22 protein-coding genes and 1 riboswitch are annotated in these 23,429 nt (G+C 49.3%); of the genes, 11 read left to right on the top strand and 11 right to left on the bottom strand.

The genetic code is table 11. From position 1 onward, the window contains the following. Positions 1 to 95 precede the first annotated feature (95 nt). From FOB24_RS16545 to yegS, 7 genes are all read left to right on the top strand, one after another. Positions 96 to 611, top strand: a complete 516-nt coding sequence (locus FOB24_RS16545; RefSeq protein ID WP_121529270.1) for a lipoprotein — start codon at positions 96 to 98, stop codon at positions 609 to 611. A 227-nt stretch (positions 612 to 838) separates the two neighbouring features. Further along, on the top strand, positions 839 to 1,567 hold the full coding sequence (artP, locus tag FOB24_RS16550; RefSeq protein ID WP_003027295.1) for an arginine ABC transporter ATP-binding protein ArtP: 729 nt from the start codon (positions 839 to 841) through the stop codon (positions 1,565 to 1,567). Positions 1,568 to 1,583: 16 nt separating this feature from the next. Beyond that, complete coding sequence (artI, locus tag FOB24_RS16555; RefSeq protein ID WP_003027298.1) at positions 1,584 to 2,315, top strand: arginine ABC transporter substrate-binding protein ArtI; 732 nt, start codon at positions 1,584 to 1,586, stop codon at positions 2,313 to 2,315. Positions 2,316 to 2,321: 6 nt separating this feature from the next. Continuing rightward, the gene (gene artQ, locus FOB24_RS16560; protein WP_038641891.1) at positions 2,322 to 3,038 is read left to right on the top strand and encodes an arginine ABC transporter permease ArtQ; all 717 of its coding nucleotides are present in this window, start codon (positions 2,322 to 2,324) and stop codon (positions 3,036 to 3,038) included. Further along, positions 3,038 to 3,706: an arginine ABC transporter permease ArtM gene (gene artM / locus FOB24_RS16565; RefSeq protein ID WP_003844364.1), complete on the top strand. Its 669-nt coding sequence runs from the start codon at positions 3,038 to 3,040 to the stop codon at positions 3,704 to 3,706. The genes artQ and artM overlap by 1 nt, the downstream gene beginning before the upstream one ends. A 178-nt stretch (positions 3,707 to 3,884) precedes the next feature. Then, positions 3,885 to 4,616, top strand: coding sequence for an arginine ABC transporter substrate-binding protein ArtJ (gene artJ / locus FOB24_RS16570; protein WP_061382043.1), 732 nt, complete (start codon positions 3,885 to 3,887; stop codon positions 4,614 to 4,616). 130 nt (positions 4,617 to 4,746) lie between these two features. Beyond that, on the top strand, positions 4,747 to 5,646 hold the full coding sequence (gene yegS / locus FOB24_RS16575; RefSeq protein ID WP_038641896.1) for a lipid kinase YegS: 900 nt from the start codon (positions 4,747 to 4,749) through the stop codon (positions 5,644 to 5,646). Between the two features lie 21 nt (positions 5,647 to 5,667). Here the strand turns inward: yegS and fbaB are convergent, their stop codons facing one another. Next, positions 5,668 to 6,720, bottom strand: a complete 1,053-nt coding sequence (gene fbaB / locus FOB24_RS16580; protein ID WP_038641899.1) for a class I fructose-bisphosphate aldolase — start codon at positions 6,718 to 6,720, stop codon at positions 5,668 to 5,670. Positions 6,721 to 6,972: 252 nt separating this feature from the next. Between fbaB and FOB24_RS16585 the strand changes: the two genes are divergently transcribed. From FOB24_RS16585 to FOB24_RS16595, 3 genes are read left to right on the top strand one after another with little or no spacing between them, the layout of a single operon-like run. Continuing rightward, entirely contained in the window at positions 6,973 to 8,250 is a 1,278-nt protein-coding gene (locus tag FOB24_RS16585) for a nucleoside permease (protein ID WP_038641902.1), read from the top strand. Beyond that, on the top strand, positions 8,247 to 9,251 hold the full coding sequence (locus tag FOB24_RS16590; RefSeq protein ID WP_150345195.1) for an ADP-ribosylglycohydrolase family protein: 1,005 nt from the start codon (positions 8,247 to 8,249) through the stop codon (positions 9,249 to 9,251). The genes FOB24_RS16585 and FOB24_RS16590 overlap by 4 nt, the downstream gene beginning before the upstream one ends. Then, positions 9,248 to 10,216, top strand: coding sequence for a PfkB family carbohydrate kinase (locus FOB24_RS16595; protein ID WP_150345196.1), 969 nt, complete (start codon positions 9,248 to 9,250; stop codon positions 10,214 to 10,216). The genes FOB24_RS16590 and FOB24_RS16595 overlap by 4 nt, the downstream gene beginning before the upstream one ends. Here FOB24_RS16595 and FOB24_RS16600 read toward each other — a convergent pair. The 5 genes from FOB24_RS16600 to FOB24_RS16620 form a co-directional block, all read right to left on the bottom strand. After that, positions 10,190 to 10,936, bottom strand: a complete 747-nt coding sequence (locus FOB24_RS16600) for a GntR family transcriptional regulator (RefSeq protein ID WP_038641911.1) — start codon at positions 10,934 to 10,936, stop codon at positions 10,190 to 10,192. The genes FOB24_RS16595 and FOB24_RS16600 overlap by 27 nt on opposite strands. A gap of 42 nt (positions 10,937 to 10,978) precedes the next feature. After that, the gene (gene thiD, locus FOB24_RS16605; protein WP_150345197.1) at positions 10,979 to 11,779 is read right to left on the bottom strand and encodes a bifunctional hydroxymethylpyrimidine kinase/phosphomethylpyrimidine kinase; all 801 of its coding nucleotides are present in this window, start codon (positions 11,777 to 11,779) and stop codon (positions 10,979 to 10,981) included. Further along, positions 11,776 to 12,564, bottom strand: a complete 789-nt coding sequence (gene thiM, locus FOB24_RS16610; RefSeq protein ID WP_137350830.1) for a hydroxyethylthiazole kinase — start codon at positions 12,562 to 12,564, stop codon at positions 11,776 to 11,778. The genes thiD and thiM overlap by 4 nt, the downstream gene beginning before the upstream one ends. Positions 12,565 to 12,595: 31 nt before the next feature. Continuing rightward, positions 12,596 to 12,692: riboswitch (TPP riboswitch) on the bottom strand. Between the two features lie 219 nt (positions 12,693 to 12,911). Continuing rightward, a complete protein-coding gene (locus FOB24_RS16615) occupies positions 12,912 to 13,529 on the bottom strand; it encodes a TetR/AcrR family transcriptional regulator (RefSeq protein WP_137350831.1) in 618 nt (205 codons plus the stop codon). After that, positions 13,522 to 16,647: an efflux RND transporter permease subunit gene (locus FOB24_RS16620; protein WP_150345198.1), complete on the bottom strand. Its 3,126-nt coding sequence runs from the start codon at positions 16,645 to 16,647 to the stop codon at positions 13,522 to 13,524. Before FOB24_RS16620 ends, FOB24_RS16615 begins: the two co-directional genes overlap by 8 nt. Positions 16,648 to 17,470: 823 nt before the next feature. Between FOB24_RS16620 and FOB24_RS16625 the strand changes: the two genes are divergently transcribed. Then, positions 17,471 to 17,803, top strand: a complete 333-nt coding sequence (locus tag FOB24_RS16625) for an RcnB family protein (RefSeq protein WP_150345199.1) — start codon at positions 17,471 to 17,473, stop codon at positions 17,801 to 17,803. 51 nt (positions 17,804 to 17,854) lie between these two features. Here FOB24_RS16625 and FOB24_RS16630 read toward each other — a convergent pair whose 3' ends face one another. The 5 genes from FOB24_RS16630 to FOB24_RS16650 all read right to left on the bottom strand — a co-directional run bounded on the left by FOB24_RS16630 (position 17,855) and on the right by FOB24_RS16650 (position 23,270). After that, positions 17,855 to 18,901 carry a fimbrial protein gene (locus FOB24_RS16630; RefSeq protein ID WP_150345200.1) on the bottom strand — a complete coding sequence of 349 codons (1,047 nt, stop codon included), beginning with the start codon at positions 18,899 to 18,901 and terminating at the stop codon, positions 17,855 to 17,857. Positions 18,902 to 18,910: 9 nt separating this feature from the next. Next, complete coding sequence (locus tag FOB24_RS16635) at positions 18,911 to 21,400, bottom strand: fimbrial biogenesis outer membrane usher protein (protein WP_150345201.1); 2,490 nt, start codon at positions 21,398 to 21,400, stop codon at positions 18,911 to 18,913. A 12-nt stretch (positions 21,401 to 21,412) separates the two neighbouring features. Next, complete coding sequence (locus tag FOB24_RS16640) at positions 21,413 to 22,096, bottom strand: fimbria/pilus periplasmic chaperone (protein ID WP_085047892.1); 684 nt, start codon at positions 22,094 to 22,096, stop codon at positions 21,413 to 21,415. A 45-nt stretch (positions 22,097 to 22,141) separates the two neighbouring features. After that, entirely contained in the window at positions 22,142 to 22,711 is a 570-nt protein-coding gene (locus FOB24_RS16645) for a fimbrial protein (protein ID WP_190971840.1), read from the bottom strand. A gap of 277 nt (positions 22,712 to 22,988) precedes the next feature. Beyond that, positions 22,989 to 23,270, bottom strand: coding sequence for a DUF2574 family protein (locus FOB24_RS16650; RefSeq protein WP_085047890.1), 282 nt, complete (start codon positions 23,268 to 23,270; stop codon positions 22,989 to 22,991). Positions 23,271 to 23,429 lie beyond the last annotated feature (159 nt).

Genomic DNA, 23,429 nt, shown 5'->3' on the forward strand with positions numbered 1-23,429 from the left:
TCTCAAAAGCATTATCGAACCGATCCACTATCATTGAAAGGATATATTCTATCAACGTAGAACACTAATAGTAGAAAGCTAATAAGGAAATCATTATGCGCTACTCGAAACTCTCACTGCTGGTTCCATGTGCACTACTTCTCAGCGCCTGTACTACCGTGACCCCGGTTTATAAAGATAACGGCTCTCGTAGCGGTGCATGCGTAGAAGGTGGGCCAGACAGCGTGGCTCAACAATTCTATGATTACCGTATTCAGCATCGTGACAACGACATTACCGCCCTTCGCCCGTACCTCAGCGACAATCTGGCGAAACTGCTGACCGATGCCAGCCGCGATAACACGCATCGCGACCTGTTTAACAGCGATCCTTTCTCCAGCCGCGCCACGTTACCGGATAGCGCCAGCGTCGCCAGCGCATCGACCATTCCGAATAGTGATGCACGCAACATTCCGCTGCGCGTAGAGCTGAAACAGGGCGATCAGAGCTGGCGTGACGAAGTGCTGATGATCCGCGAAGGCCAGTGCTGGGTAGTAGACGACGTCCGCTATCTGGGCGGCAGCGTACACGCGCCAGCCGGGACGCTGCGCCAGTCTGTGGAAAACCGCTAGTCCCCCCCATTCACCCGCCCGCATCATAACCCCCATAAATTGTCCGGCATTCTGCATAGAATGCCGACAATTATTCTTGCCCGCTGGTGGCCCCGCTATTTTGTGCTATGTTTAGATAAGAATGCGGTTTGCATTTAACTTTTAACGCATAAATATTGCATAACTATTCTGTCAAAGGTAGTATCTGCGGCTTCAATAGCTATCAGACTGCCAGCATACGAGTGTCAATGAGTATTCAATTAAACGGCATTAACTGCTTCTACGGCGCACATCAGGCGCTGTTCGATATCACGCTGGATTGCCCTCAGGGTGAAACACTGGTGTTACTTGGCCCTAGTGGAGCCGGGAAAAGCTCGCTACTGCGCGTACTCAACCTGCTTGAGATGCCGCGCTCGGGCACGCTCTCTATTGCGGGTAACCGTTTCGACTTTACGAAAACGCCGTCAGATAAAGCTATTCGCGATCTGCGCCAGAACGTGGGTATGGTTTTTCAGCAATATAATCTTTGGCCGCATCTCACGGTTGTGCAGAACCTGATTGAAGCGCCCTGCCGTGTGCTCGGTCTGACAAAAGAGCAAGCAATGGCGCGCGCCGAGAAACTGCTCGAACGTCTGCGTCTGAAGCCCTACAGCGATCGTTATCCGTTGCATCTCTCCGGCGGCCAGCAGCAGCGTGTGGCCATTGCCCGCGCATTAATGATGGAACCGCAGGTGCTGCTGTTTGATGAACCGACCGCCGCGCTTGATCCGGAAATTACCGCGCAAATCGTCAGCATCATTCGTGAGCTGGCGGAAACCAACATTACTCAGGTGATCGTCACCCACGAAGTGGAAGTTGCTCGTAAAACGGCCAGTCGTGTGGTGTATATGGAAAACGGTCATATCGTCGAGTTTGGGGATGCGAGCTGCTTTGCTAACCCGCAAACCGAAGCATTTAAAAACTATCTCTCTCACTAAGATTCGGGACAATACAATGAAAAAAGTTCTGATTGCCGCGCTAATCGCAGGTTTTAGCCTTTCCGCTACCGCAGCCCAAACCATTCGTTTCGCCACCGAAGCGTCTTATCCTCCGTTTGAATCTATTGATGCGAATAACAAGATCGTCGGTTTTGACGTTGATCTGGCGAACGCGCTGTGTAAAGAGATTGACGCCACCTGTACCTTCACCAATCAGGCCTTCGACAGCCTGATCCCGAGCCTGAAGTTCCGTCGTTTTGACGCGGTGATGGCCGGTATGGACATCACGCCTGAGCGTGAAAAACAGGTCCTGTTTACCACCCCTTACTACGACAATTCTGCGCTGTTTGTTGGCCAGCAGGGTAAATACACCAGCATTGATCAGCTGAAAGGCAAAAAGGTTGGCGTACAAAACGGGACGACGCACCAGAAATTCATCATGGATAAGCATCCGGAAGTGACCACCGTACCGTATGATAGCTACCAGAATGCCAAGCTCGATCTGCAAAACGGTCGCATTGACGGCGTCTTCGGTGATACCGCAGTGGTAACCGAATGGCTGAAAGACAATCCAAAACTGGCCGCTGTTGGCGACAAAGTGACGGATAAAGATTACTTCGGTACAGGTCTGGGCATCGCGGTGCGTCAGGGCAACACTGAGCTGCAGCAGAAATTTAACGCTGCGCTGGAAAAAGTGAAGAAAGATGGGACTTACGAGACCATCTACAACAAATGGTTCCAGAAGTAATATTTGATGAATGAATTTTTTCCGTTAGCAAGCGCCGCCGGGATGACCGTCGGCCTTGCGGTTTGTGCGCTGATCATCGGCCTTGCGCTCGCCATGTTTTTTGCCGTCTGGGAGTCCGTAAAATGGCGTCCAGTGGCATGGGCAGGTTCTGCGCTGGTCACCATTCTGCGCGGGTTACCAGAAATTCTGGTGGTTCTGTTTATCTATTTCGGCTCCTCGCAACTGCTGCTGACGCTGGCCGATGGTTTTACGATTAATCTCGGGTTTGTAGAAATCCCGGTACAGATGCAGATCGAAAACTTCGACGTCAGCCCGTTCCTGTGCGGTGTGATTGCGCTGTCTTTGCTGTACGCCGCCTATGCGTCGCAAACGCTGCGTGGCGCGCTGAAGGCCGTGCCGCTCGGACAATGGGAATCCGGTCAGGCATTGGGTTTGTCTAAAGCCGCGATCTTCTTTCGTCTGGTGATGCCGCAGATGTGGCGTCACGCTCTGCCGGGGCTGGGTAACCAGTGGCTGGTATTGCTGAAAGATACCGCGCTGGTCAGCCTGATCAGCGTGAACGATTTGATGCTGCAAACCAAAAGCATTGCCACGCGTACCCAGGAGCCATTTACCTGGTACATTGTGGCGGCGGCTATTTACCTGGTGATTACGCTGGTGAGTCAGTACATTCTCAAACGCATTGACCTGCGCGCGACACGTTTTGAGCGGAGACCAGGCTGATGCTTGAGTATTTACCTGAATTGTTGAAAGGGCTGCATACCAGCCTGACGCTGACGGTCGCCTCCATCGTGGTTGCTCTGGTGCTGGCGCTGATTTTTACCGTCATCCTGACGCTAAAAACGCCGGTACTGGTCTGGCTGGTCCGCGCCTATATCACGCTGTTTACCGGTACGCCATTGCTGGTGCAAATCTTCCTGATCTACTACGGGCCAGGACAGTTCCCGACGCTGCAGGAATATCCGGTACTGTGGCATCTGCTCTCCGAACCGTGGCTGTGCGCGTTAATTGCGCTGTCGTTAAACAGTGCGGCTTACACCACGCAGCTGTTCTACGGCGCTATCCGCGCCATCCCGGAAGGCCAGTGGCAGTCATGCGGTGCATTAGGGATGAGCAAAAAGGATACGCTGGCGATTCTGTTGCCATACGCCTTTAAACGCGCCCTCTCCTCGTATTCCAACGAAGTGGTGCTGGTGTTTAAAAGTACCTCACTGGCTTACACTATCACGCTGATGGAAGTCATGGGTTATAGCCAACTGCTGTATGGTCGCACTTATGACGTCATGGTCTTCGGCGCGGCGGGCGTGATTTACCTGATCGTCAACGGTTTGCTGACGCTGATGATGCGCTTAATCGAACGTAAAGCGCTGGCGTTTGAACACCGGAATTAAGCCGATAACTGCATAAAGCGAAATATAAAAGACGGGCAAGTCTAACAACCGCCCGTCTTTTTTTATATCGATAAAATACTTAATCATTTTTATTGCATATAAATTCATTAGATGGCATTGTTAATTCACGCCGCAGACACGGTAAATCATCATAAGATTGACAGACGGGAGTTCCACCATGAAAAAGTTAGTACTGGCCGCATTACTGGCTACTTTCGCCGCTGGCGCCTCAGCCGCTGATAAAATTAGCTTTGGTGTATCAGCGACTTATCCGCCATTTGAATCGCTGGACGCGAGCAACAAAATTGTCGGTTTTGACATTGACCTGGCAACGGCGCTGTGCAAACAAATGCAGGCGGAATGTACTTTTACCAATCATGCTTTCGACAGCCTGATCCCCGCGCTGAAATTCAAAAAATATGATGCAGTGATTTCCGGAATGGATATCACGCCTGAGCGTAGCAAACAGGTTGCGTTCACTCAGCCTTACTATGCTAACTCCGCGCTGGTTATTGCCAAGAAAGACGCCTATAAAACCTTTGCCGATCTGAAAGGAAAACGCATCGGTATGGAAAACGGCACCACGCACCAGAAATACCTGCAGGACAAACATCCTGAAGTGAAAACTGTGGCCTATGACAGCTATCAGAATGCGATTATCGACCTGAAAAATGGCCGTATTGATGGCGTATTTGGCGATACCGCCGTCGTTAACGAGTGGCTGAAAACTAACCCGCAATTAGGCGTGGCTACCGACAAAGTGACCGACCCACAATACTTCGGTACCGGTCTTGGCATTGCGGTTCGCCCGGATAACAAAGCCCTGCTGGAAAAACTGAATAACGCACTGGCCGCCATCAAAGCGGACGGCACCTACCAAAAAATCAGCGATCAGTGGTTCCCGCAGTAATTTCCGCTCAATCTGAAAAGCCGCAACCGCGGCTTTTTTTATCTCTTCTCCTGCGCTTTCAGTCAGTTCTTACGCCAGAAATGCATTCATGGCATACACTAATTAAAACGATAAAGAATGAGGCATAAGGATGATAGCGTTTCCTGCCAGCTTGCTGATCCTCAATGGAAAAAGTGCTGATAATCTCCCTCTGCGTGAAACTATTGCGCAGCTTCGCGATGAGGGCGTGGAAATTCATGTACGCGTCACCTGGGAAAAAGGCGACGCTCAACGTTACGTTGATGAAGCGCGTCGATTAGGCGTTGCAACGGTGATTGCCGGCGGCGGCGATGGCACGATCAACGAAGTCTCGACAGCGCTAATCCAGTCGCAGGGCGGCAATGTTCCCGCCCTGGGTATTTTACCGTTGGGAACGGCGAATGACTTTGCCACCAGCGTGGGTATTCCTGAAGCATTGGATAAAGCGTTAAAACTGGCTATCGCCGGAAATGCGACAGAGATCGATATGGTGCAGGTCAATGATAAAACCTGTTTTATCAACATGGCGACCGGCGGCTTCGGCACTCGTATCACCACCGAAACGCCAGAAAAACTCAAAGCCGCGCTGGGCGGCGTATCGTATTTTATTCACGGTTTAATGCGCATGGATACGCTCAAGCCCGACGTCTGCGACATCCGTGGAGAAGATTTTCACTGGCAGGGCAAAGCGCTGGTGATTGGGATTGGTAATGGCCGCCAGGCCGGTGGTGGACAACAGCTTTGCCCGACGGCGCTGATTAACGACGGATTGCTGCAACTGCGCATTTTTACTGGCGAGGAGTTGTTGCCCGGCCTGCTTTCAGCGTTAACGCAATCTGAAGACAACCCTAATATCATTGATGGCGCTTCATCGTGGTTTGATATCCGCGCCCCACACGAAATTACCTTTAATCTTGATGGCGAACCGCTCAGCGGACAGGAGTTTCATATTGAAATCCTGCCCGCGGCGCTACGTTGCAGATTGCCGCCGGGTTGCCCGCTGTTGCGCTAACAAAACGGCACCCCGCTGCAATCAGGCAATGGTGACTTTGCTGTCCAGATAAACATCCTGCACGGCGTTAATCAGCTTAACGCCGTCGGCCATGGTTTTCTTGAATGCTTTGCGTCCAAGAATCAGCCCCATACCGCCAGCGCGCTTATTAATGACCGCCGTACGTACCGCATCGCTCAGATCGGTTTCTCCACCGGCAGCGCCGCCAGAGTTAATTAATCCGGCGCGCCCCATATAGCAGTTCGCCAACTGATAACGTACCAGGTCAATCGGGTTGTCGCTGGTCAGCTTGTTGTAGACGCGATCGTCGGTGTAGCCAAAGTTAACGGCTTTGTATCCGCCGTTATTTTCCGCCATTTTCTGCTTCACGATATCCGCCCCAATGGTGGCTGCCAGATGGTTAGCCTGACCGGTGAGATCGGCGGAGACATGATAATCCACCCCGTCTTTCTTAAACGCGGAGTTGCGCAGATAAGCCCACAGTACGGTGACCATACCCAGCTCATGGGCACGCTCAAACGCGGCGGAAATCTCTTCAATCTGACGTCGAGACTCCTCAGAACCGAAATAGATAGTCGCCCCGACCGCCACCGCGCCCATATTGAACGCCTGTTCGACGCTGGCATATAACGTCTGGTCAAACGTATTGGGATAACTGAGCGTTTCGTTGTGGTTAATCTTCACAAGGAACGGAATACGGTGCGCGTAACGGCGGGAAACAGAAGCCAGCACGCCATAGGTCGATGCCACGCAGTTACACCCTGCTTCGATTGCCAGTTCCACGATATTCTTTGGATCAAAGTACAACGGGTTAGCCGCAAACGATGCCCCAGCGGAGTGCTCCACGCCCTGGTCCACCGGAAGAATCGACAGGTACCCTGTTCCAGCCAGGCGCCCCGTGTTATACAGCGTCTGCATATTACGCAGTACGGCTGGGGGACGGTTGTTATCAACCATTACGCGATCAACGTAATCATGTCCTGGCAGGTAAAGTTGGTCAGAAGGAATGGTCATACAACGATGCTGTAAAAGGCTGTCGGCATCTTTGCCAAGCAACTGCGCAATATCAGTCATAGCTATGCTCCCGTAAGTTCCGATTAATAATCGGAATGTGAATTATCCTGACCCGCTTTTTTGCGGGCAGCAATAAGCCTGGTACCGACTGCGCTTTTTTTCCATCTTTAGCGCACTTTTCAGCGATTTCCGCTGGAACGATTCAGGAAGAAATAATGTTAAGGCGGTCAAATTTAGACCACAAAGGTATTTTAAAGGTATTATCAGGTGGTACTATCAACGCGTACCTTACCTGTCATGAAGGATTTAAAGATGAAAACTACAGTTAAGCTGTCGTTCATGATGTTTGTTGAGTGGTTTATCTGGGGCGCCTGGTTTGTCCCGCTTTGGCTGTGGCTCAGCAAAAGTGGCTTTACCGCGGGTGAAATTGGTTGGTCGTACGCCTGTACCGCCATTGCTGCGATCCTGTCGCCGATTCTGGTCGGCTCTATCACTGACCGTTTCTTCTCGGCGCAAAAAGTCCTCGCCGTATTGATGTTTGTCGGCGCTATCCTGATGTACTTCGCCGCGCAGCAAACCACCTTTAGCGGATTCTTCCCGCTGTTACTGGCCTATTCACTGACCTATATGCCGACAATTGCGTTAACCAACAGTATCGCTTTTGCCAACGTACCGGACGTGGAACGTGATTTCCCACGCATTCGCGTGATGGGCACCATTGGCTGGATTGCGTCTGGTTTGGCCTGCGGCTTCTTGCCGCAAATGCTCGGCTATAGCGATATTTCCCCCACCAATATCCCCCTGCTTGTTACGGCCGGAAGTTCCGCGCTGTTAGGCGTTTTTGCGTTCTTTTTACCGGATACGCCGCCGAAAAGTACCGGCAAGATGGATTTCAAAGTCATGCTGGGGCTGGATGCGCTGATCCTGCTGCGGGATAAGAACTTCCTCGTCTTTTTCTGTTGCTCATTCCTGTTTGCCATGCCGCTGGCATTTTATTACATCTTCGCCAACGGTTATCTGACAGAAGTTGGGATGAAAAATGCGACCGGTTGGATGACGCTGGGCCAGTTCTCTGAAATCTTCTTTATGCTGGCGCTGCCGTTCTTCACCAAACGCTTTGGCATTAAAAAGGTATTACTGCTTGGTCTTATTACTGCGGCTATCCGCTACGGATTCTTCGTTTACGGCGGTGCGGAAGAATATTTCACTTATGCCCTGCTGTTTCTCGGCATTCTGCTACACGGCGTCAGTTACGACTTCTACTACGTTACGGCTTATATCTATGTCGATAAAAAAGCGCCGGTACACATGCGCACCGCAGCGCAAGGGCTTATCACGCTCTGCTGTCAGGGATTCGGCAGCCTGCTGGGTTATCGCTTGGGCGGCGTAATGATGGAAAAAATGTTTGCCTATAAGGAACCGATTAATGGTCTCACCTTCAACTGGGCGGGCATGTGGGGATTTGGCGCGATCATGATCGCCGTCATTGCCGTGCTGTTTATGATTTTCTTTCGCGAATCAGATAAAGAAATTACCGCCATTCAGGTGGACGATCGCGATGTAGCGTTGAAACAAGGGGAAGTGAAATGAAAGCAGAACGTATTCTCGGTGCTCTTTATGGGCAGGCGTTAGGGGATGCGATGGGCATGCCGTCTGAACTGTGGCCAAGAACCCGGGTTAAAGCACACTTCGGTTGGATCGACCGTTTTTTGCCTGGACCTGCGGAGAATAATGCCGCCTGTTATTTTAACCAGGCGGAGTTTACCGATGACACATCCATGGCCCTGTGTCTGGCTGATGCCTTGCTTGAATGTGATGGAAAGATAGTTCCAGACGTTATTGGCCGCAATATTCTGGCCTGGGCCGAGCGTTTCGATGCCTTTAATAAAAACGTGCTTGGTCCAACGTCAAAAATTGCGCTAAATGCCATTCGCAACGGCAAACCTGTTGCCGAACTGGAAAATAATGGCGTCACTAACGGAGCGGCAATGCGCGTTTCGCCGCTGGGATGTCTGCTGCCCGCGCGCGATCTCGATACCTTTATTGATGACGTCGCACTGGCCTCCAGCCCGACACATAAATCGGATCTGGCTATCGCCGGCGCTGTCGTCATCGCGTGGGCGGTGTCGCGTGCTATCGACGGAGAAAAATGGTCGGAGATCGTCGACGCGCTGCCTGCCATTGCCCGACATGCGCAGCAAAAACGGATCACCACCTTTAGCGCCTCGCTCTCTGCCCGTCTTGAACTGGCGCTGAAAATCGTTCGTCATGCCGATGGTATAGAGTCCGCCAGCGAGCAGTTATACCAGGTCGTTGGGGCCGGAACCAGCACCATTGAGTCCGTGCCCTGCGCCATCGCGATGGTCGAACTGGCGCAGACCGATCCTAACCGCTGCGCCATTCTGTGCGCGAATCTTGGGGGCGATACCGACACCATCGGGGCAATGGCGACCGCTATTTGCGGTGCGTTACATGGCGTAAGCGCGATTGACCCGGCATTGAAACAGGAACTGGATGCGGTAAATCAACTGGACTTTACCCGCTATGCCAGCGGATTACTGCGACTGCGCGGACAACGGGAGGCGCTATGAACAGCACCACGCGTCTGCAACAACTTCTCCCGCAGTTAGGTTCACACAGGCCGGTTACGGTGGTGGGGGCAGCGGTCATTGATGTTATTGCCGATGCGTATGCCCTCCCCTGGCGCGGGTGTGATATCGAGCTTAAGCAGCAAGGCGTTAACATTGGCGGCTGCGCGCTCAATATTGCCGTTGCGCTCAGGCGTTTAGGTATCAGCGCCAGCAATGCGCTACCGCTGGGTCAGGGGGTATGGGCCGATATTATCCGCAACCGGATGGCAAAAGAGGGATTGCATAGCCTGATCGACAACGCAGAAGGCGATAACGGCTGGTGTCTGGCGCTGGTGGAACCGGATGGCGAACGAACCTTTATGTCTTTTAGCGGCGTCGAAAACCAGTGGAACACCGACTGGTTGGCGCATCTGAACATCCCGCGTAACAGCCTGGTCTATCTGTCAGGCTATCAGTTAGCCTCTCCATGTGGCGAGCTGCTGGCACAGTGGCTGGAAGGTCTGGAAGACGTGACGCCGTTTATCGATTTTGGTCCGCGAATCGGCGATATTTCAGACGCCTTAATGGCGCGAATCATGGCCTGCCGACCACTGGTATCACTCAATCGACAGGAAGCCGAAATTGCCGCCGAGCGGTTTGCATTAAGCCAGGATGTAGAGGGTTTTGGCGCAGAATGGGTACGCCGTTTCGCCGCACCGGTGGTGATACGCCACGATAAAGACGGCGCGTGGTATTTCAGCGCGCAAACATCCGGTTGCGTACCAGCATTTAAGACGACCGTCGTGGATACCATTGGCGCGGGCGACAGCCACGCCGGCGGCATGCTGGCCGGACTGGCGTCAGGCTGGCCGCTGGCTGATGCGGTACTGCTGGGCAATGCGGTGGCTTCCTGGGTAGTCGGGCATCGCGGCGGCGATTGCGCCCCCTCGCGAGAGGCGTTACTCCTCGCACACAAAGACGTATAGATCGCTTCGGCAATAGCTGATGCTGTATTCAATGGGCCGTTGCTGCTGGTCAAGCGCTACCTGCTTGATCACCAGCACCGGCACTTTGCTGTCCATTTGAATGTGTGCCTGGAACTCTGCGTCAGGCATCCGGGCGCTGACGCGTGAGCGCGTGCGCTGCGGGAAGATATGCTGGCTGCGAAAATAGTCGTACAGCGAAACGCCGATGGCATCCACATCATGGATTAGTTGGACCGGCACCCATGACTCTTCAATAGAAACGGCGTCTTCATCGACATAGCGAATACGTTTGAGCAGGAAAACGTCACTCCCGGCGGCAACAGCCAACTGCTGCGCTACCTCTTCCGGACAAGGCACAATGCGCTTGTTGACCCACAGCGTATCTGGTTTTTTACCGCGTAAAACGACTTGCTGCGAAAAACCCCGCGCTTCTTTAAGCGAATACTCGAAGATGTTGTTGATCTGCGTCCCGTAACCGCGGGCGCGTGTCACCACGCCTTCTTCCTCAAGGGCCTGCATCGCCTTGCGTACCGTAATTCGCGACACGCCGGTCAACTGACTGAGATCGCGCTCGCCGGGCAGGATATTGCCATGCTCGAGGATCCCGCAGCGCACAGCGTTCTTCACCGTTTGCGCAAATTTCATATACAGCGGCGTGTTATCTGCCGCTGCAATGCGTTCATTCAGTTGCGCGATAAGCTGGGTATGCGCTTGTTCCATTTATCTTTTTCCAGGCAGACGTTTCTGCTGCCAGTATACTCATTACCACCACGCGTGGAAATGATGTACCGGACCTATTCCCTGCCCGACTTCAAGGGTGTCGGCTTGTGCCAGCGCAGCTGAAAGCCACAGCTTGGCTTCCTGTACCGTATCAGCCCAGTTGTTATGCCGTGGACGCAGCGCCGCCAGCGCTGCGGACAGCGTACAACCGGTACCGTGGGTATTTTTAGTGATAACACGGGGCGCAGTAAAACGCTGTTCGCCGTCACGGATAAACAGCCAGTCCGGGCTTTGCGCATCCTCCAGATGACCGCCTTTCATCAGCACCGCCTCACAGCCCAGCGCTCGCAGCGCCCTTCCCTGTTCTAACATCTCCCGTTCCGTTTGCGCATGCGATGCGCCGAGCAATGCCGCGGCCTCCGGCAAATTTGGGGTGATAATTGAAACCTGCGGCAGCAAACGGGTACGCAGCGTTTCTACCGCCGCGGGCGACAGTAACGGATCGCCGCTTTTCGCCAGCATTACCGTATCCAGCACCACATTTTGCACCCGATGGCGGTGCAAACGTTCGGCGACCGCTTCAACAATATCTGCTTCCGCCAGCATGCCGATTTTGGTGGTGTCGATACGTACATCGCTGAACACCGAGTCCAGTTGCGCAGCGACAAAGTCAGGTTCAATGCGATACACCGACTGCACCCCGCGCGTATTTTGCGCCACCAACGCCGTGATCACCGAACAGCCGTAAGCGCCAAGCGCGGAGAACGTTTTTAAATCGGCCTGAATACCCGCGCCACCGCTGGGATCGGTTCCGGCAATCGTTAATGCGTTAATCCGTTTCATGCTTGCTCCTGCGCGTTCAGGTTATAGAGGGCGTCGAGAAATGCCGGGACAAAACTGCCCGGCCCGGTCGATTGTTGCGTGGCGATTTGTCCGGCCTGTTTCATCCAGCTACAGGCGGAGGCGACGTTATCAAGCCGGTCACCGGGCAGTGCGCAACTGGCCGCAACGACCGCAGATAGCGCACATCCGGTGCCGACCACGCGCGTCATCAACGGATCGCCGCCATTCACGCAGACGGTGCGCAGGCCATCGGTAACATAGTCCACTTCGCCGGTCACCACGACGATGGTCTCTACCTGACGGGCCAGCGCCTGGGCCGCGCCGAGCGCAGCGGCTGGCGTATCGGTCGTGTCCACGCCACGCCCCCCGCCGTTCATTCCTGCCAGCGCCAGTATTTCCGAGGCATTACCGCGAATTACGGCTGGCTGTAGCGACAGTAAATCCAGACAGAAGCGGCGGCGAAACTCAAGAGCGCCCACGGCAACGGGATCGAGCGTCCAGGGGGTTTTAGCAAGAAGCGCCTGCTCAACGGCGACGCGCATCGCCGTGGCCCGCTCCAGGGTAAGCGTACCGACGTTAACCAGCAATGCGCTGGCGATAGCCGCAAACTGGCTGGCTTCTTCAGGTTCAACCACCATCGCAGGTGATGCGCCTAACGCCAGCAGCGTATTGGCGGTAAAGTTTTGCACGACCTCATTGGTCATACAGTGCGTGAGGGGGGAAAGCGTTCTAAAGTGGTGTAAGGCATGGGCCGCGAGCGCGCGGCTGTGCAGGTCAGGCTGCATGGTTCAGCTCCTGCCCGCGCGAAGAAGGGACACGAGCAGTGTCAGACTTCCCTACGCTGGCATTATCCAGATCAGGTGGTACGGGTATTTCTCAGCCTTCACAAAGAAGGGCACCCCGAGTCGTTTTACATAAAACTCAATAATATTAAAGGATAGCGAGAGAAACTTACATACTCGAGCCCCTGCTATCCATTTACTGAATGGCGGAATGTATCCACACCACATACTTTACCAGTCAGTGAGGGAAGTGAACAGCAGGGGTTGATTCTGGAAAGGATGATCATTGGCGCAGGCGACGTCATCCACTCAGGCATTTCGTATAGCGTCTCAATGCAGGGACACAACGATCATCCCTGCTTAAATTTCCAGGCAGACAGAAACGTTGCAACTGAACATTCAGCCAGTTTCTCAAGTTTATGGGGATCAACTGCTTTTTGCGCAATTATTGCACCAGGAAGGAGATATCCCATAATGGCCCCGAGGAAAGCAGTAGCCTGTAATTCCGGATTATCTAACGTAACTATTCCTTCATTATTTTTCTGTTCCAGAATTTCTGTCAACGCCTGCAAAACGCGTCCGGAGTTTCTTTGCTCGAGCATGACATGTAAATCGGGCTTTTGAACCAGCACTTGAATCAATAAACGCTGGAAATGGATATTCTCCGGAGTATAGAAATGATTCTGTACAACCCGGGCAAACCCTCTCAGGAGATCGGGAAAATCCAGTTGCTCCTGGAGTAACTGGCGTAAAGGCGGCTGCATTTTGTCATTCAGAAATTCAAACGTCGCCAGCAGGAGAGCATCCTTTCCCCCTGGAAAATGGCTGTAAAGTGTCGGCCGCGTTGTCCCTGCTTCACTGGCAATAGTATCAAGAGACACGTCAATGCCATGTTTGAGAAACAGCTCACATGCCGTTTGTAAAATGCGAGGACGGGACTTCATTGGCCGCCCGCGTTGATTAACCATTATTGCATTCCTTACGTTTGCCTTTTTTCAGTCTCGAGATTCCCTGCTGAATGAGAATAAAAAATATTGGGACAAAGAGCAGCGTCAGTAACGTGCCGGTGAGCATACCGCCGATTACCGAAGTTCCAATCTCTTTTTGGCTGGAGGCCCCTGCGCCAGTAGAGAGTACCAGAGGGATAACACCAACAACAAATGCCAGAGACGTCATGATGACAGGACGTAAGCGTAATCTTGCTCCTTCAAAAGCAGCCTGAATCAAAGGTTTACCCTTGCGGATTTGCGCCAGAGCAAATTCAATAATGAGAATTGCATTTTTTGCTGAGAGCCCCATCGTTGTGAGTATACCCACCTGGAAGTAGACATCATTTTCAAATCCGGCGATCAAGGCTGCGCTCACTGCGCCGAGAACCCCAAGTGGGATAATCAGCAGCACAGCAATGGGCACAGACCAGCTTTCATATAAAGCAGCCAGACATAAAAATACGAACGCAACGGAGGCAAGATATACCCATAGTGTCTGTGCCGATGAAGCCTGTTCCTGCCATGATATCCCGCTCCACTGCAGATCAAATCCTTCAATTGGCGCTATCAGCCGGGCCATTTCAGCCATTGCTGCCCCAGAACTTATTCCCGGAGCTGCGTCTCCTTGAAATTGCACAGCAGGTAATCCATTGAATCGCTGAAGCATTTGTGGACCAGTAGTCCAGCGGAAGGAAGCAAAACTGGCGAATGAGGTCATATTATCGCTACTGTTACGTACAAACCAGGAGGATAAGTTTTCAGGTAGTGAACGCCATGGCGCATCACCTTGTATATAAACCCTTTTTACACGGCCACGGTCAATAAAGTCATTAACGTAAATCCCTCCCCATGCAGCAGAAAGCGTTTCGTTGATATCCGCATGTTCAAGGCCGTGAGCTTGTGCTTTTTGTCTGTCAATATCTACCTGCAGCAACGCCTTCTCGGCCAGGCTGTTCATTCGCACAGCACTCAGATTTTGGTTTTCTCTGGCAGCCGTAAGTAACATTGTTTGCGCCTGATTAAGACTGTGGTAACCGCGGTCTGAAATGTCCTGAAGCCATAATTCGAACCCGCTGGATTGTCCTAGCCCCCGAACTGTGGGTGGCGATACAATGCTGACAGAGGCGTTCTGAGACGTTTGATTAAAATATTGATTAGCTCTTGCGATAATAGCCTGAGCGCTGTTAGTTTCCCCCTGACGTTCGTTCCAGTGCTTTAACTCAGCAACGGACATTCCCACATTTTGCCCGCTACCTGCGTTATTTCGTCCAGCGACAGTAAATATAGCGTTAAGATTGGCATTCTCCCGCGTCATGAAATAGCGTGTGATTTCATCTCCAACCCTCTGAGTCATTGACATTGGCGCCCCTGGAGGAAGAGTGAACTGGATTGATATTGCCCCCTGATCCTCCTCCGGAAGAAAACTGGTCGCGAGTTTTTGATATTGCCAAACCATGAACATCGACATCAGAAAAGCGAGAATAATGATTCTCACAGGGCGTGCTGATATTTGCGCGAGCACATTAATATAACGATGCTGGCTTTTTTCGACATACCTGTTGAAATGAGTGAAGAATTTCCCTTTCTTCTCATTTCGGCTTTTAAGCAAATGAGCGCACAATGTAGGGGTTAAAGTCAGTGCAACCAGCACGGAAAGCACCATAGCAGAAACAATGGTGACCGTGAACTGGCGGTAAATAATGCCGACTGAGCCACCAAAAAACGCAACTGGAATAAAAACTGCGGATAAGACCAGCGCGATACCTATTAATGCACCGGTTATTTCCCGCATGGAGTTTAGCGTAGCCTGCAGCGGCTCGAGATGTTCTTCTTCCATTACTCGTTCGACATTCTCAACCACGACAATCGCGTCGTCGACAAGTAACCCAATGGCAAGCACCATGGCAAAAAGTGTTAAGGTATTGATGCTATACCCTAGCAGGCTGAGGATGCCGAATGTGCCCAATAATACGACAGGCACCGTCAATGAGGGAATTAATGTGGCTCTCCAGTTTTGTAAGAACAGATACATTACCACCACAACAAAAACGATCGCTTCAATCAGCGTCTGCACAACATTTGTGATGGACACCGTCACAAACGGAGTACTGTCACGAGGATAGGCAACTACAATGCCTTGCGGAAATCGATCTTTTAATCTGTTAACTTCAGCGCGAACCTTTTCAGCAGTTTCCAGAGCATTAGCTCCGGATGCGAGTTGAATAGATATTCCAGCCGCAGGATGACCATTAAGTGTGGTCAGATTCTGATAGTTTTCAGCCCCGAGTTCGACTCGAGCAACATCTCGCAAATATACAGCTGAGCCATCATTATTTGTCCGAAGAATGATACTTTCAAATTGCGTCGATGTTTCCAGGCGGGACTGGGCGGTCACCGTCGCATTCAGATACTGATCATTGAGAGAAGGAAGAGAGCCAATTTCTCCGCTGGTAACTTGCGAATTTTGTGCCTCGATAGCCGTTTGTACATCAGAGGGCATCAAACCATAATTATTGAGCTGATGTGGGTTGAGCCAAATCCGCATAGCATATTGCGCACCAAAAACTGTTGTTTCTCCCACCCCCTTAACTCTACTTAAGGGCTCCTGCAACGTGTTGATAAGGAAGTCGCTGATATCGACACTGGTTAAACGGTCGTTCTGGTCATATAAGGAGATAACCATCAGGCTATCTCCCTGTGATTTAGTCACAGAAAGTCCCTGTTGTTGCACTTCCTGCGGTAGCCGTGTCATAGCCTGGTTTACAGCATTTTGTACCTGGACCTGGGCTATATCGGGATTGATACCTTGTTCAAAACTAAGGCTAATACGGGACTGGCCAGCTGAACTGCTGGTTGAAGAAAAATAAAGCAGACCATCAATTCCTTTTATTTGCTGTTCAAGCAGCTGCGTTACGCTGTCCTCAACGTTTTGCGCAGAAGCGCCTGGGTAGTTTGCCGTAACGTTCACCCCCGGTGGCGCAATATCCGGATACTGCTCAACAGGCAGTGTTAAAAGAGCCAGGATACCAGCAGAAACGATGCAAATAGCAATGACCGCGGAGAACACAGGACGGAAAATAAAGAAGTGAGCCAACATCGTGTTTTCCTCCGTTTAGTCAATGGGGTCGCGCAGTGAAAACACGTGCGGAGGCCTGGCTCGTTGAATAAAAGCCATATGCGATGTTTGCCACAAATTAAAAACAGGTTGAGGTATGGGTAATTTGACCGTTGCTGGGCATAGCAGAATATTGATTGCTTTCGCGACAATGTATCTGCTGATTTCGAGGCAAGACATTGTTCGTTGATGTTCACGCCATAAATAGTCATAGGTTTGGATAGTGAAACTATTTTGGAGTAGTAAAAAACGTAAATAGCTGAGTCGTAACTGCATATGCTGATAATTCAAATCGGTACACTGGAAGCAAGCCTGCTCCCGGTCCCGCGTAACAAGACAGCGATCAACCGTCTTTGGCTCTACAGCCCCCCCTCCAGGCAGAGATGCCTTAAGATGACATGACAAAGGCATTAACAATATGAAAATTAATAACTTTCCCCATTTACTAAAGTTCGTCATAGTAAAGCCTCGCCAATTTATTTACTTTACAGTAAAGTAAATAAATTGATTAAACAAGCATCAACTTTTTTACTCCATTCCAGTAGTGGGTTTTCTTGAAGACAATTGTTCCGGGTCACAGAAACCGGAGCAACTCATGTATGCTGTGGAACAGCGCCACCCTGAGTTGATATGCAAAAACGTGACACCTCATCGCTAAATTGCCACTCGAAATTGTCGCAATGCTGTACATTCATTTACACTTTTTACGAAATTACTGGAGTGATAACAAAAAAGTCCTTGTCAGATGCCCTGTAAGCCAGGAATGATACATGACTGATTTTGATGACCCGAAGAGGTAGAGAAGATGGGTATGAAGGATAAAATGTTGCTGGGTGCACTCCTGCTTGCGAGCAGTGTCGTCTGGGCCGCGCCGGCTGCAACAGCTGCCCCCACCGGTATCGATAAATATGAGCTGAGCAGCTTTATTGCTGACTTCACCCATTTCAAACCCGGTGACAAAGTTCCACCACTGTATCTCACCAGCGAATACACTATTAAGCAGTGGAATCTGCGCAACCTGCCCGCACCGACAGCAGGCACCCACTGGACCTACATGGGCGGCGCGTATGTGCTGGTCAATGATGCCGATGCTAAGATCATTAAAGCCTACGACGGCGAGATTTTTTATCACCGGTGATAAAACACGCACTCACTCTGATGAGGGAGTGCGTAAAATACCATAGCGTGATCAATCATAATCGATAACAATTTTTACACGGCTTAGTACCTGCCCGGCTTTAAATATCTTATCTCCATAAGGAGTGTATTTATATTTCAGCGGTATAATCGTATTTCTGGCCACGTTTTCTTTTAAATCTCCCCATGCTATCAGATCATAATGATTATTGCTTAAATTAACTACAGAACCATCTTTTATTAACTCAAAGCCAATATTTCCAGCGCTATCACTATTCGTATATTCATTAGGTAAAACATTACCGACAGCATTATCAGAAACGAATCTGTAATGAACTGCTCTTGTGGCATAGGCCACAATTTGGTCACAATCAATTTTCACTTCGGCATCAGCATCATGCACAAGCCCTTTACTTACATCTCCGTAATTTATGTTGCTAACTTTAACGGTAGTATCATTGAAAGAACATGTGGTTGGAGTGTAATTAAACTTAACTCTTATATATTGTTTTAAATTATAAGAATCCGATCCGGAACTTTCATTAAAACGCACATGATCTTTAAGAGTCACAGTTTCCCCTATTTTTTTTATTTCAGATGAAACAGATTTATTTTTCGTTAATCTGTATTTAATTGCATAGGTTACCTTAGAATTAAGATCATCTCTCGGAAAATTAAAATAATTACGAGCAATACCAAAAAAACTATTTACAACGCTATAAGGTCCGAGTGAACCATTAACAGACAACTGAACTTCAACATATACACCTTCATTATTTCCAGTTGTTAATACCTGATAATATTCAGAGGTGCCAGACTCTTGACTTTTGGCTATTAAATAATAAGGCGAGCCTGGGTTAGACGTTCCAAAATCACAATGATAGGTACTATTTCCTCCCGTAAAATTAAGAGGAATACCTTCTTTTGATTGAAATGAATTAAGAGAGGCATCATTCAAATCCAACTCAATCACTTCACTTTCAGCTATTGCACCAGCAGTACTTGGGTTAAAATCAAAATATTGAAATGAAACCGGAAAACAATTGCAGAGTACTGAGCTTGACATCATAACCAAAATTAATCCCAGGATAAATCTCATATCTCCTCCTCACCGACAAATATAAACTTTACTTTCATCAATCGTTTTACCAAAGGAGATTGAGCATGAAAGTCCCTGTTGTTTATCCACTGCGACTTTAATTTCCGGCGGCACACTGTCGGTACGAATAAAGAGCTGGCTGCCCTGACCGACCAGGCCAATATTATTCCCTTGGTTATCTTCCACCTCATAACCAAAAGTTAACGGTGAACCATCCGGGCGCTGGGCGCGAATAAACCAGGGCTGCCGTTGGTCGGTATCGAATTTCACCAGCACCACGGCGCCGCGATAAGGCGCGGCACTGTGTCGGTTACCCAATAGCTCGGTTTTACTGTCGGTATTAGAAACGTCCAGCGTCAGGCTATTTTCCCGGTACGGGGTCAACATATCATATAACACCACACCGCTGCGGTTAGTGGTGCGGTAACGTTGCCCGTTGACGTAGGCGCCTTGCAGTCCCGGCGCCTGCATTACTGCAAAAGTATCGGAAAGGCGGTTCGCAAGATTCACCCCGCCGGACCAGGCCACTATCCCGCCCGAAATATTACCACCCGCCTGCCGGTATTTATTAGACTGGCTATAGCTACCGCTTAGTTTAGCAATCGGTGCGTTCCAGGTTAAGTTGGTGCCTGCCGTCGTTTCGCTGTCCTGGCGCTGATGGCTCAGGTTAACGCCATAGTTAAACTGGTCGCGATCGCCCATCGTCCCGGAAAGTCCGGTATTGTTTGAGGAAAACCCATCGTTATTAAAGGTCGTTGAGTTAGATAAATATATCTGGCGGCGTCTTGAGGTAATATCATCCCCCCAGTCAAACGGAACAGAAATTAAAAGGTTAAAACGCTTATCCTCGCGATGATCCTCGTCATAGGTCTGGCTGGCCGAAAAGGTATAGCTAATACGTTGCCAGTTATTGGTATAACTCAACTGATAATCCTTACTCGTGCCACTACGCTCCCAGTAATCGCGCCACAATATACTTAGTGATAAGGAACCATAGCCCGCCGGTAAAGTTTGGCTCACATTGGCGGAAAAACTGTTTTTGCGACCAAAATCATACTGGTAATAATCTGCTATGTCATAAACATCATTTTCATCACGATGATAGCTGTCTTTATTATTGGCCCAAACGTGATCGTTAAAAGTCCGATAATCCCGTGATGAGTATCGATAGGCAGCAAGGCCAAAACGCGTGGCGGTTTGTGTCAAATATTTATTATAAGCAATTTGATAGCTTTGCCCATCAAATACATCACCATTATCCTGTTTACTGTGTGAACGCGTCGCATCCACGGAGATTGCGCCAATTCGGGTATTCCAGCCAGTTCCTAACGTGAACGAATTATAGTTATCAGCGAGCATCGTACCGCCATATAACGTTAATAGGTTACTCCACCCATATTGATAGCTCATCTGCGCAAAGTCGGTCTGATTACTTGCCCCTTCGATATGGCTACGTCCGGCGGCAAAATCATATTTTGAGACCCCAGGCTGCAACATGTTAGGTACCGCTGCATATGGCACCAGATAGGTGGTAACCGATCCATCGGCTTCTTTGATGCTAACATCAAGATCTGCACCTCCCCCTGCTAACTGCAAATCCGCGATAGAAAACGGGCCTGGCGGTACTTCTTTCTGATACACCACAAAACCGTTCTGCTCAATAGTGACCAGCGCATTGCTCTGCGCAATCCCCTGCACCACCGGGGTAAAGCTTTGTTTTGAGTTGGGTAACATCTGCATATCACGGTATAAACGCACCCCACGAAAGCGTACCGAGTCAAAAATATCAGATGAGGTGTACATATCCCCGGCGCGTAACGTGCCGAGAATTTGTGGAATACCGTATTCCAGATAAAGGGTGTTACTTTTCCATTCCCCGCTGCTGTCATCCGTTTTGTTGTAGCTGGCATCGGAATGCAACTGCCAGCCCAGCAGGTTTAATCCACTGGTAAATCGCGCATAGGTACTTTTGCTGTTACCAGAATTCTTATAGTCGCTATTGTACTGGCTGAGATAATAGGAGGTATAAAGGGCATTGATACCGCGATCCCAGCTTTCCGGCGGCACATAGCCATTTTCCAGCTCGTCAACGTAGGCCTGGGGTACGCTAAGATCTAACTGAAATTTTCCTATGTTCCAGCGATAACTCCCGCCCTGCACCGCTTGCTCAAGAGAAAGGCAGTTTTTGGTTTTATCAAGCTTATCGGTATTAATCCCTAAACGCGTGATGGTATCGCGAGTCAGGCAGGTTTCAGCAGCCGTATCTTTAACTGTAATCTCATATTTGCCGCGCCACTGTTTATTAACGTAGATATCCACGTCATATTGTCCAGGTAAAGGATGATTATCATCAACGCGTAAAGCAGAAACTTTTTCGCCCTTCATCCCGCCCATCATAAAGTGTGTATCAAAAGTTTCTTCTGCCGACAGGACAGAAAAAGACAACAAAGACAACAAAGACAATAATATCGCAGAAGCAAGCGGGGTCATCCTTAACATAATCAGCTCCTGTCATCTCAGGCTGACGTTATCACTTATATAATTGCCATGATCATCAATAATTGTTAGTTTATACTGACTGGCATTACTATTCTTCACCGTAAAAGATTCGCTAGATAATGGCGCAACCATCACCGAGTCATTATTTATCTTGATACTGCCAGCTTTAACTTCCGTGACCGTTATCCAGTTAGCGCTGCTATTTTTTATAGAAAAATTTCTTCCACTATGGTTTAACGATAATTTCTTAAAAATTTCTTTATTAACTGGCGCAACACCTGCAGGACGATAAAAGAGCTTAATCCGGTTCTGCATAGCAAATTTAAGTACATTTTTACCATCATATGCCGGATTATTGGGTGGGATATCCAACACATTGAGATAAAACAGACTCTCTTTATTATTTGGTAGCATATTAGGCATTTTCTTAATTTTAAGCTGCTGCCCTGAATTTCCCGCTACTTTAGCGACTGGAGGCGTCAGCAAAAAAGGTACCTGAATCTTCTCGGGTGGCAGCGTTGTATTACCATCATCAATCCAGGCCTGTATCAAAGAAGCGCTTTTTTCCTGGTTCATCAACTGTATAACTATTTCATTTTTTTCTGCAGGGTAAATTACTCTTGTGCCATAAATCACTATCCCTGCCTGAGCCGGTGTCATAAGTGATAATGTAATTACCGCGCCTAATATTTTCATTTTAATTCCCTTTTTATACCGGCAACCCAGGTTGCCGGTATAACACTAATCCTGAACAACAATCAGTTTTATATTTGCTTTTACTTCACCTGTACCAACGGGAGCACCCGCAGCACCTATAGCCTTTGCATAACGAGCCGAAAGTCGAAGCCCGTATTGAGTATTACCCTCAGTTGATAAACCCAACCGTTCAAGATCTGAAAGCTTAAATTCATCCTGACCATCTTTTGTAATTAAAACATTCTTGTGAAATAATTTAAAACCGACCTCCGCAGGACCTGTGCCTTTATTTTCAATAACACTATTATAATCAAAAGCACTACCATCAACTTTTATTTTGACATTATCGCTACTATTACACTCAAGAATTAAATTCTTATCTGCTTCATTTTCACCATACCCCGTATCCTGACCCGCGGCCAGTGGAGTAAGTATTGTAGCGGGAATATCGTCTAATGTAATAGTAGCGGTATTTGCTGTATCAAGGAACTTACAAGCGGTACCTGACACCATACCGGTAATAGTTAACGTACCTTCTTCAACCCCAGCAGCAAACGCCCCGCCACTCATAAATAATCCTGTTACCACTGCCGCAGCAATAATTGAACGTTTCATAGTATCTTCCTTAATCAACATATTTAGATTTGTTACGTGGTGTTATTCCTGTAATTAGAATCTACACGCTTAAATCGTTACCGCAATGTAAACGGAATGTTTTTTTGATTTAAGACAAGTTACTCAATGCAATATAATTACAACAAATAGTCAGGAACCAATCTTATTTACACAATTAATAAGTTAACGTAATTTACCATTCATATTTATTTTCAAGATAAATAAAAAAGCCCACATCATTCATGAGAGTGATGTGGGCTATATGAAAGAGAGTATCCTAGTCGTAGCGGTTGAGGATAATTTGACGATTATCGCTGCCCGGAACAGCGACCAGTTCCGTTGTTACTCCCCTCACCACCGATGAAACAGTTTGTTCGGTACTCGAAACGTGGGTGGTGTTGCCGCAGCGCTGTTGAAGCTGAGCATTTACCACTTCGGTACTGCAGGTCGGCGCGACAACGTTGCCGCTAATAGTTAAGGTTGCGGTATCTGTTCCCAACGCGGGAAGACTTAATCCATAAGCCAGAACTATAATTCCCAGCGACAAAGTTTTTTTCATCTAAATGTCATTCCTGTATTAAGCCCGATTTAACATGCAGGGTAGTTATTTAGCGTAATAATAGGTGCGCTACCACGCGAAAACCAATTGAAATACTAAATCAATAGGATAGGCATGATCAATTTAAATGATGAATAACGGATTTAATTCAGAAAAAAA

Source organism: Citrobacter werkmanii, assembly GCF_008693645.1.
GTDB classification, from domain to species: domain Bacteria; phylum Pseudomonadota; class Gammaproteobacteria; order Enterobacterales; family Enterobacteriaceae; genus Citrobacter; species Citrobacter werkmanii.

Coding starts and splice junctions, on each gene's coding strand:
- FOB24_RS16545 (WP_121529270.1), top strand. CDS start 96: ATGCGCTACTCGAAACTCTCACTGCTGGTTCCATGTGCACTACTTCTC.
- artP (WP_003027295.1), top strand. CDS start 839: ATGAGTATTCAATTAAACGGCATTAACTGCTTCTACGGCGCACATCAG.
- artI (WP_003027298.1), top strand. CDS start 1,584: ATGAAAAAAGTTCTGATTGCCGCGCTAATCGCAGGTTTTAGCCTTTCC.
- artQ (WP_038641891.1), top strand. CDS start 2,322: ATGAATGAATTTTTTCCGTTAGCAAGCGCCGCCGGGATGACCGTCGGC.
- artM (WP_003844364.1), top strand. CDS start 3,038: ATGCTTGAGTATTTACCTGAATTGTTGAAAGGGCTGCATACCAGCCTG.
- artJ (WP_061382043.1), top strand. CDS start 3,885: ATGAAAAAGTTAGTACTGGCCGCATTACTGGCTACTTTCGCCGCTGGC.
- yegS (WP_038641896.1), top strand. CDS start 4,747: ATGATAGCGTTTCCTGCCAGCTTGCTGATCCTCAATGGAAAAAGTGCT.
- fbaB (WP_038641899.1), bottom strand. CDS start 6,720: ATGACTGATATTGCGCAGTTGCTTGGCAAAGATGCCGACAGCCTTTTA.
- FOB24_RS16585 (WP_038641902.1), top strand. CDS start 6,973: ATGAAAACTACAGTTAAGCTGTCGTTCATGATGTTTGTTGAGTGGTTT.
- FOB24_RS16590 (WP_150345195.1), top strand. CDS start 8,247: ATGAAAGCAGAACGTATTCTCGGTGCTCTTTATGGGCAGGCGTTAGGG.
- FOB24_RS16595 (WP_150345196.1), top strand. CDS start 9,248: ATGAACAGCACCACGCGTCTGCAACAACTTCTCCCGCAGTTAGGTTCA.
- FOB24_RS16600 (WP_038641911.1), bottom strand. CDS start 10,936: ATGGAACAAGCGCATACCCAGCTTATCGCGCAACTGAATGAACGCATT.
- thiD (WP_150345197.1), bottom strand. CDS start 11,779: ATGAAACGGATTAACGCATTAACGATTGCCGGAACCGATCCCAGCGGT.
- thiM (WP_137350830.1), bottom strand. CDS start 12,564: ATGCAGCCTGACCTGCACAGCCGCGCGCTCGCGGCCCATGCCTTACAC.
- FOB24_RS16615 (WP_137350831.1), bottom strand. CDS start 13,529: ATGGTTAATCAACGCGGGCGGCCAATGAAGTCCCGTCCTCGCATTTTA.
- FOB24_RS16620 (WP_150345198.1), bottom strand. CDS start 16,647: ATGTTGGCTCACTTCTTTATTTTCCGTCCTGTGTTCTCCGCGGTCATT.
- FOB24_RS16625 (WP_150345199.1), top strand. CDS start 17,471: ATGGGTATGAAGGATAAAATGTTGCTGGGTGCACTCCTGCTTGCGAGC.
- FOB24_RS16630 (WP_150345200.1), bottom strand. CDS start 18,901: ATGAGATTTATCCTGGGATTAATTTTGGTTATGATGTCAAGCTCAGTA.
- FOB24_RS16635 (WP_150345201.1), bottom strand. CDS start 21,400: ATGTTAAGGATGACCCCGCTTGCTTCTGCGATATTATTGTCTTTGTTG.
- FOB24_RS16640 (WP_085047892.1), bottom strand. CDS start 22,096: ATGAAAATATTAGGCGCGGTAATTACATTATCACTTATGACACCGGCT.
- FOB24_RS16645 (WP_190971840.1), bottom strand. CDS start 22,711: ATGAAACGTTCAATTATTGCTGCGGCAGTGGTAACAGGATTATTTATG.
- FOB24_RS16650 (WP_085047890.1), bottom strand. CDS start 23,270: ATGAAAAAAACTTTGTCGCTGGGAATTATAGTTCTGGCTTATGGATTA.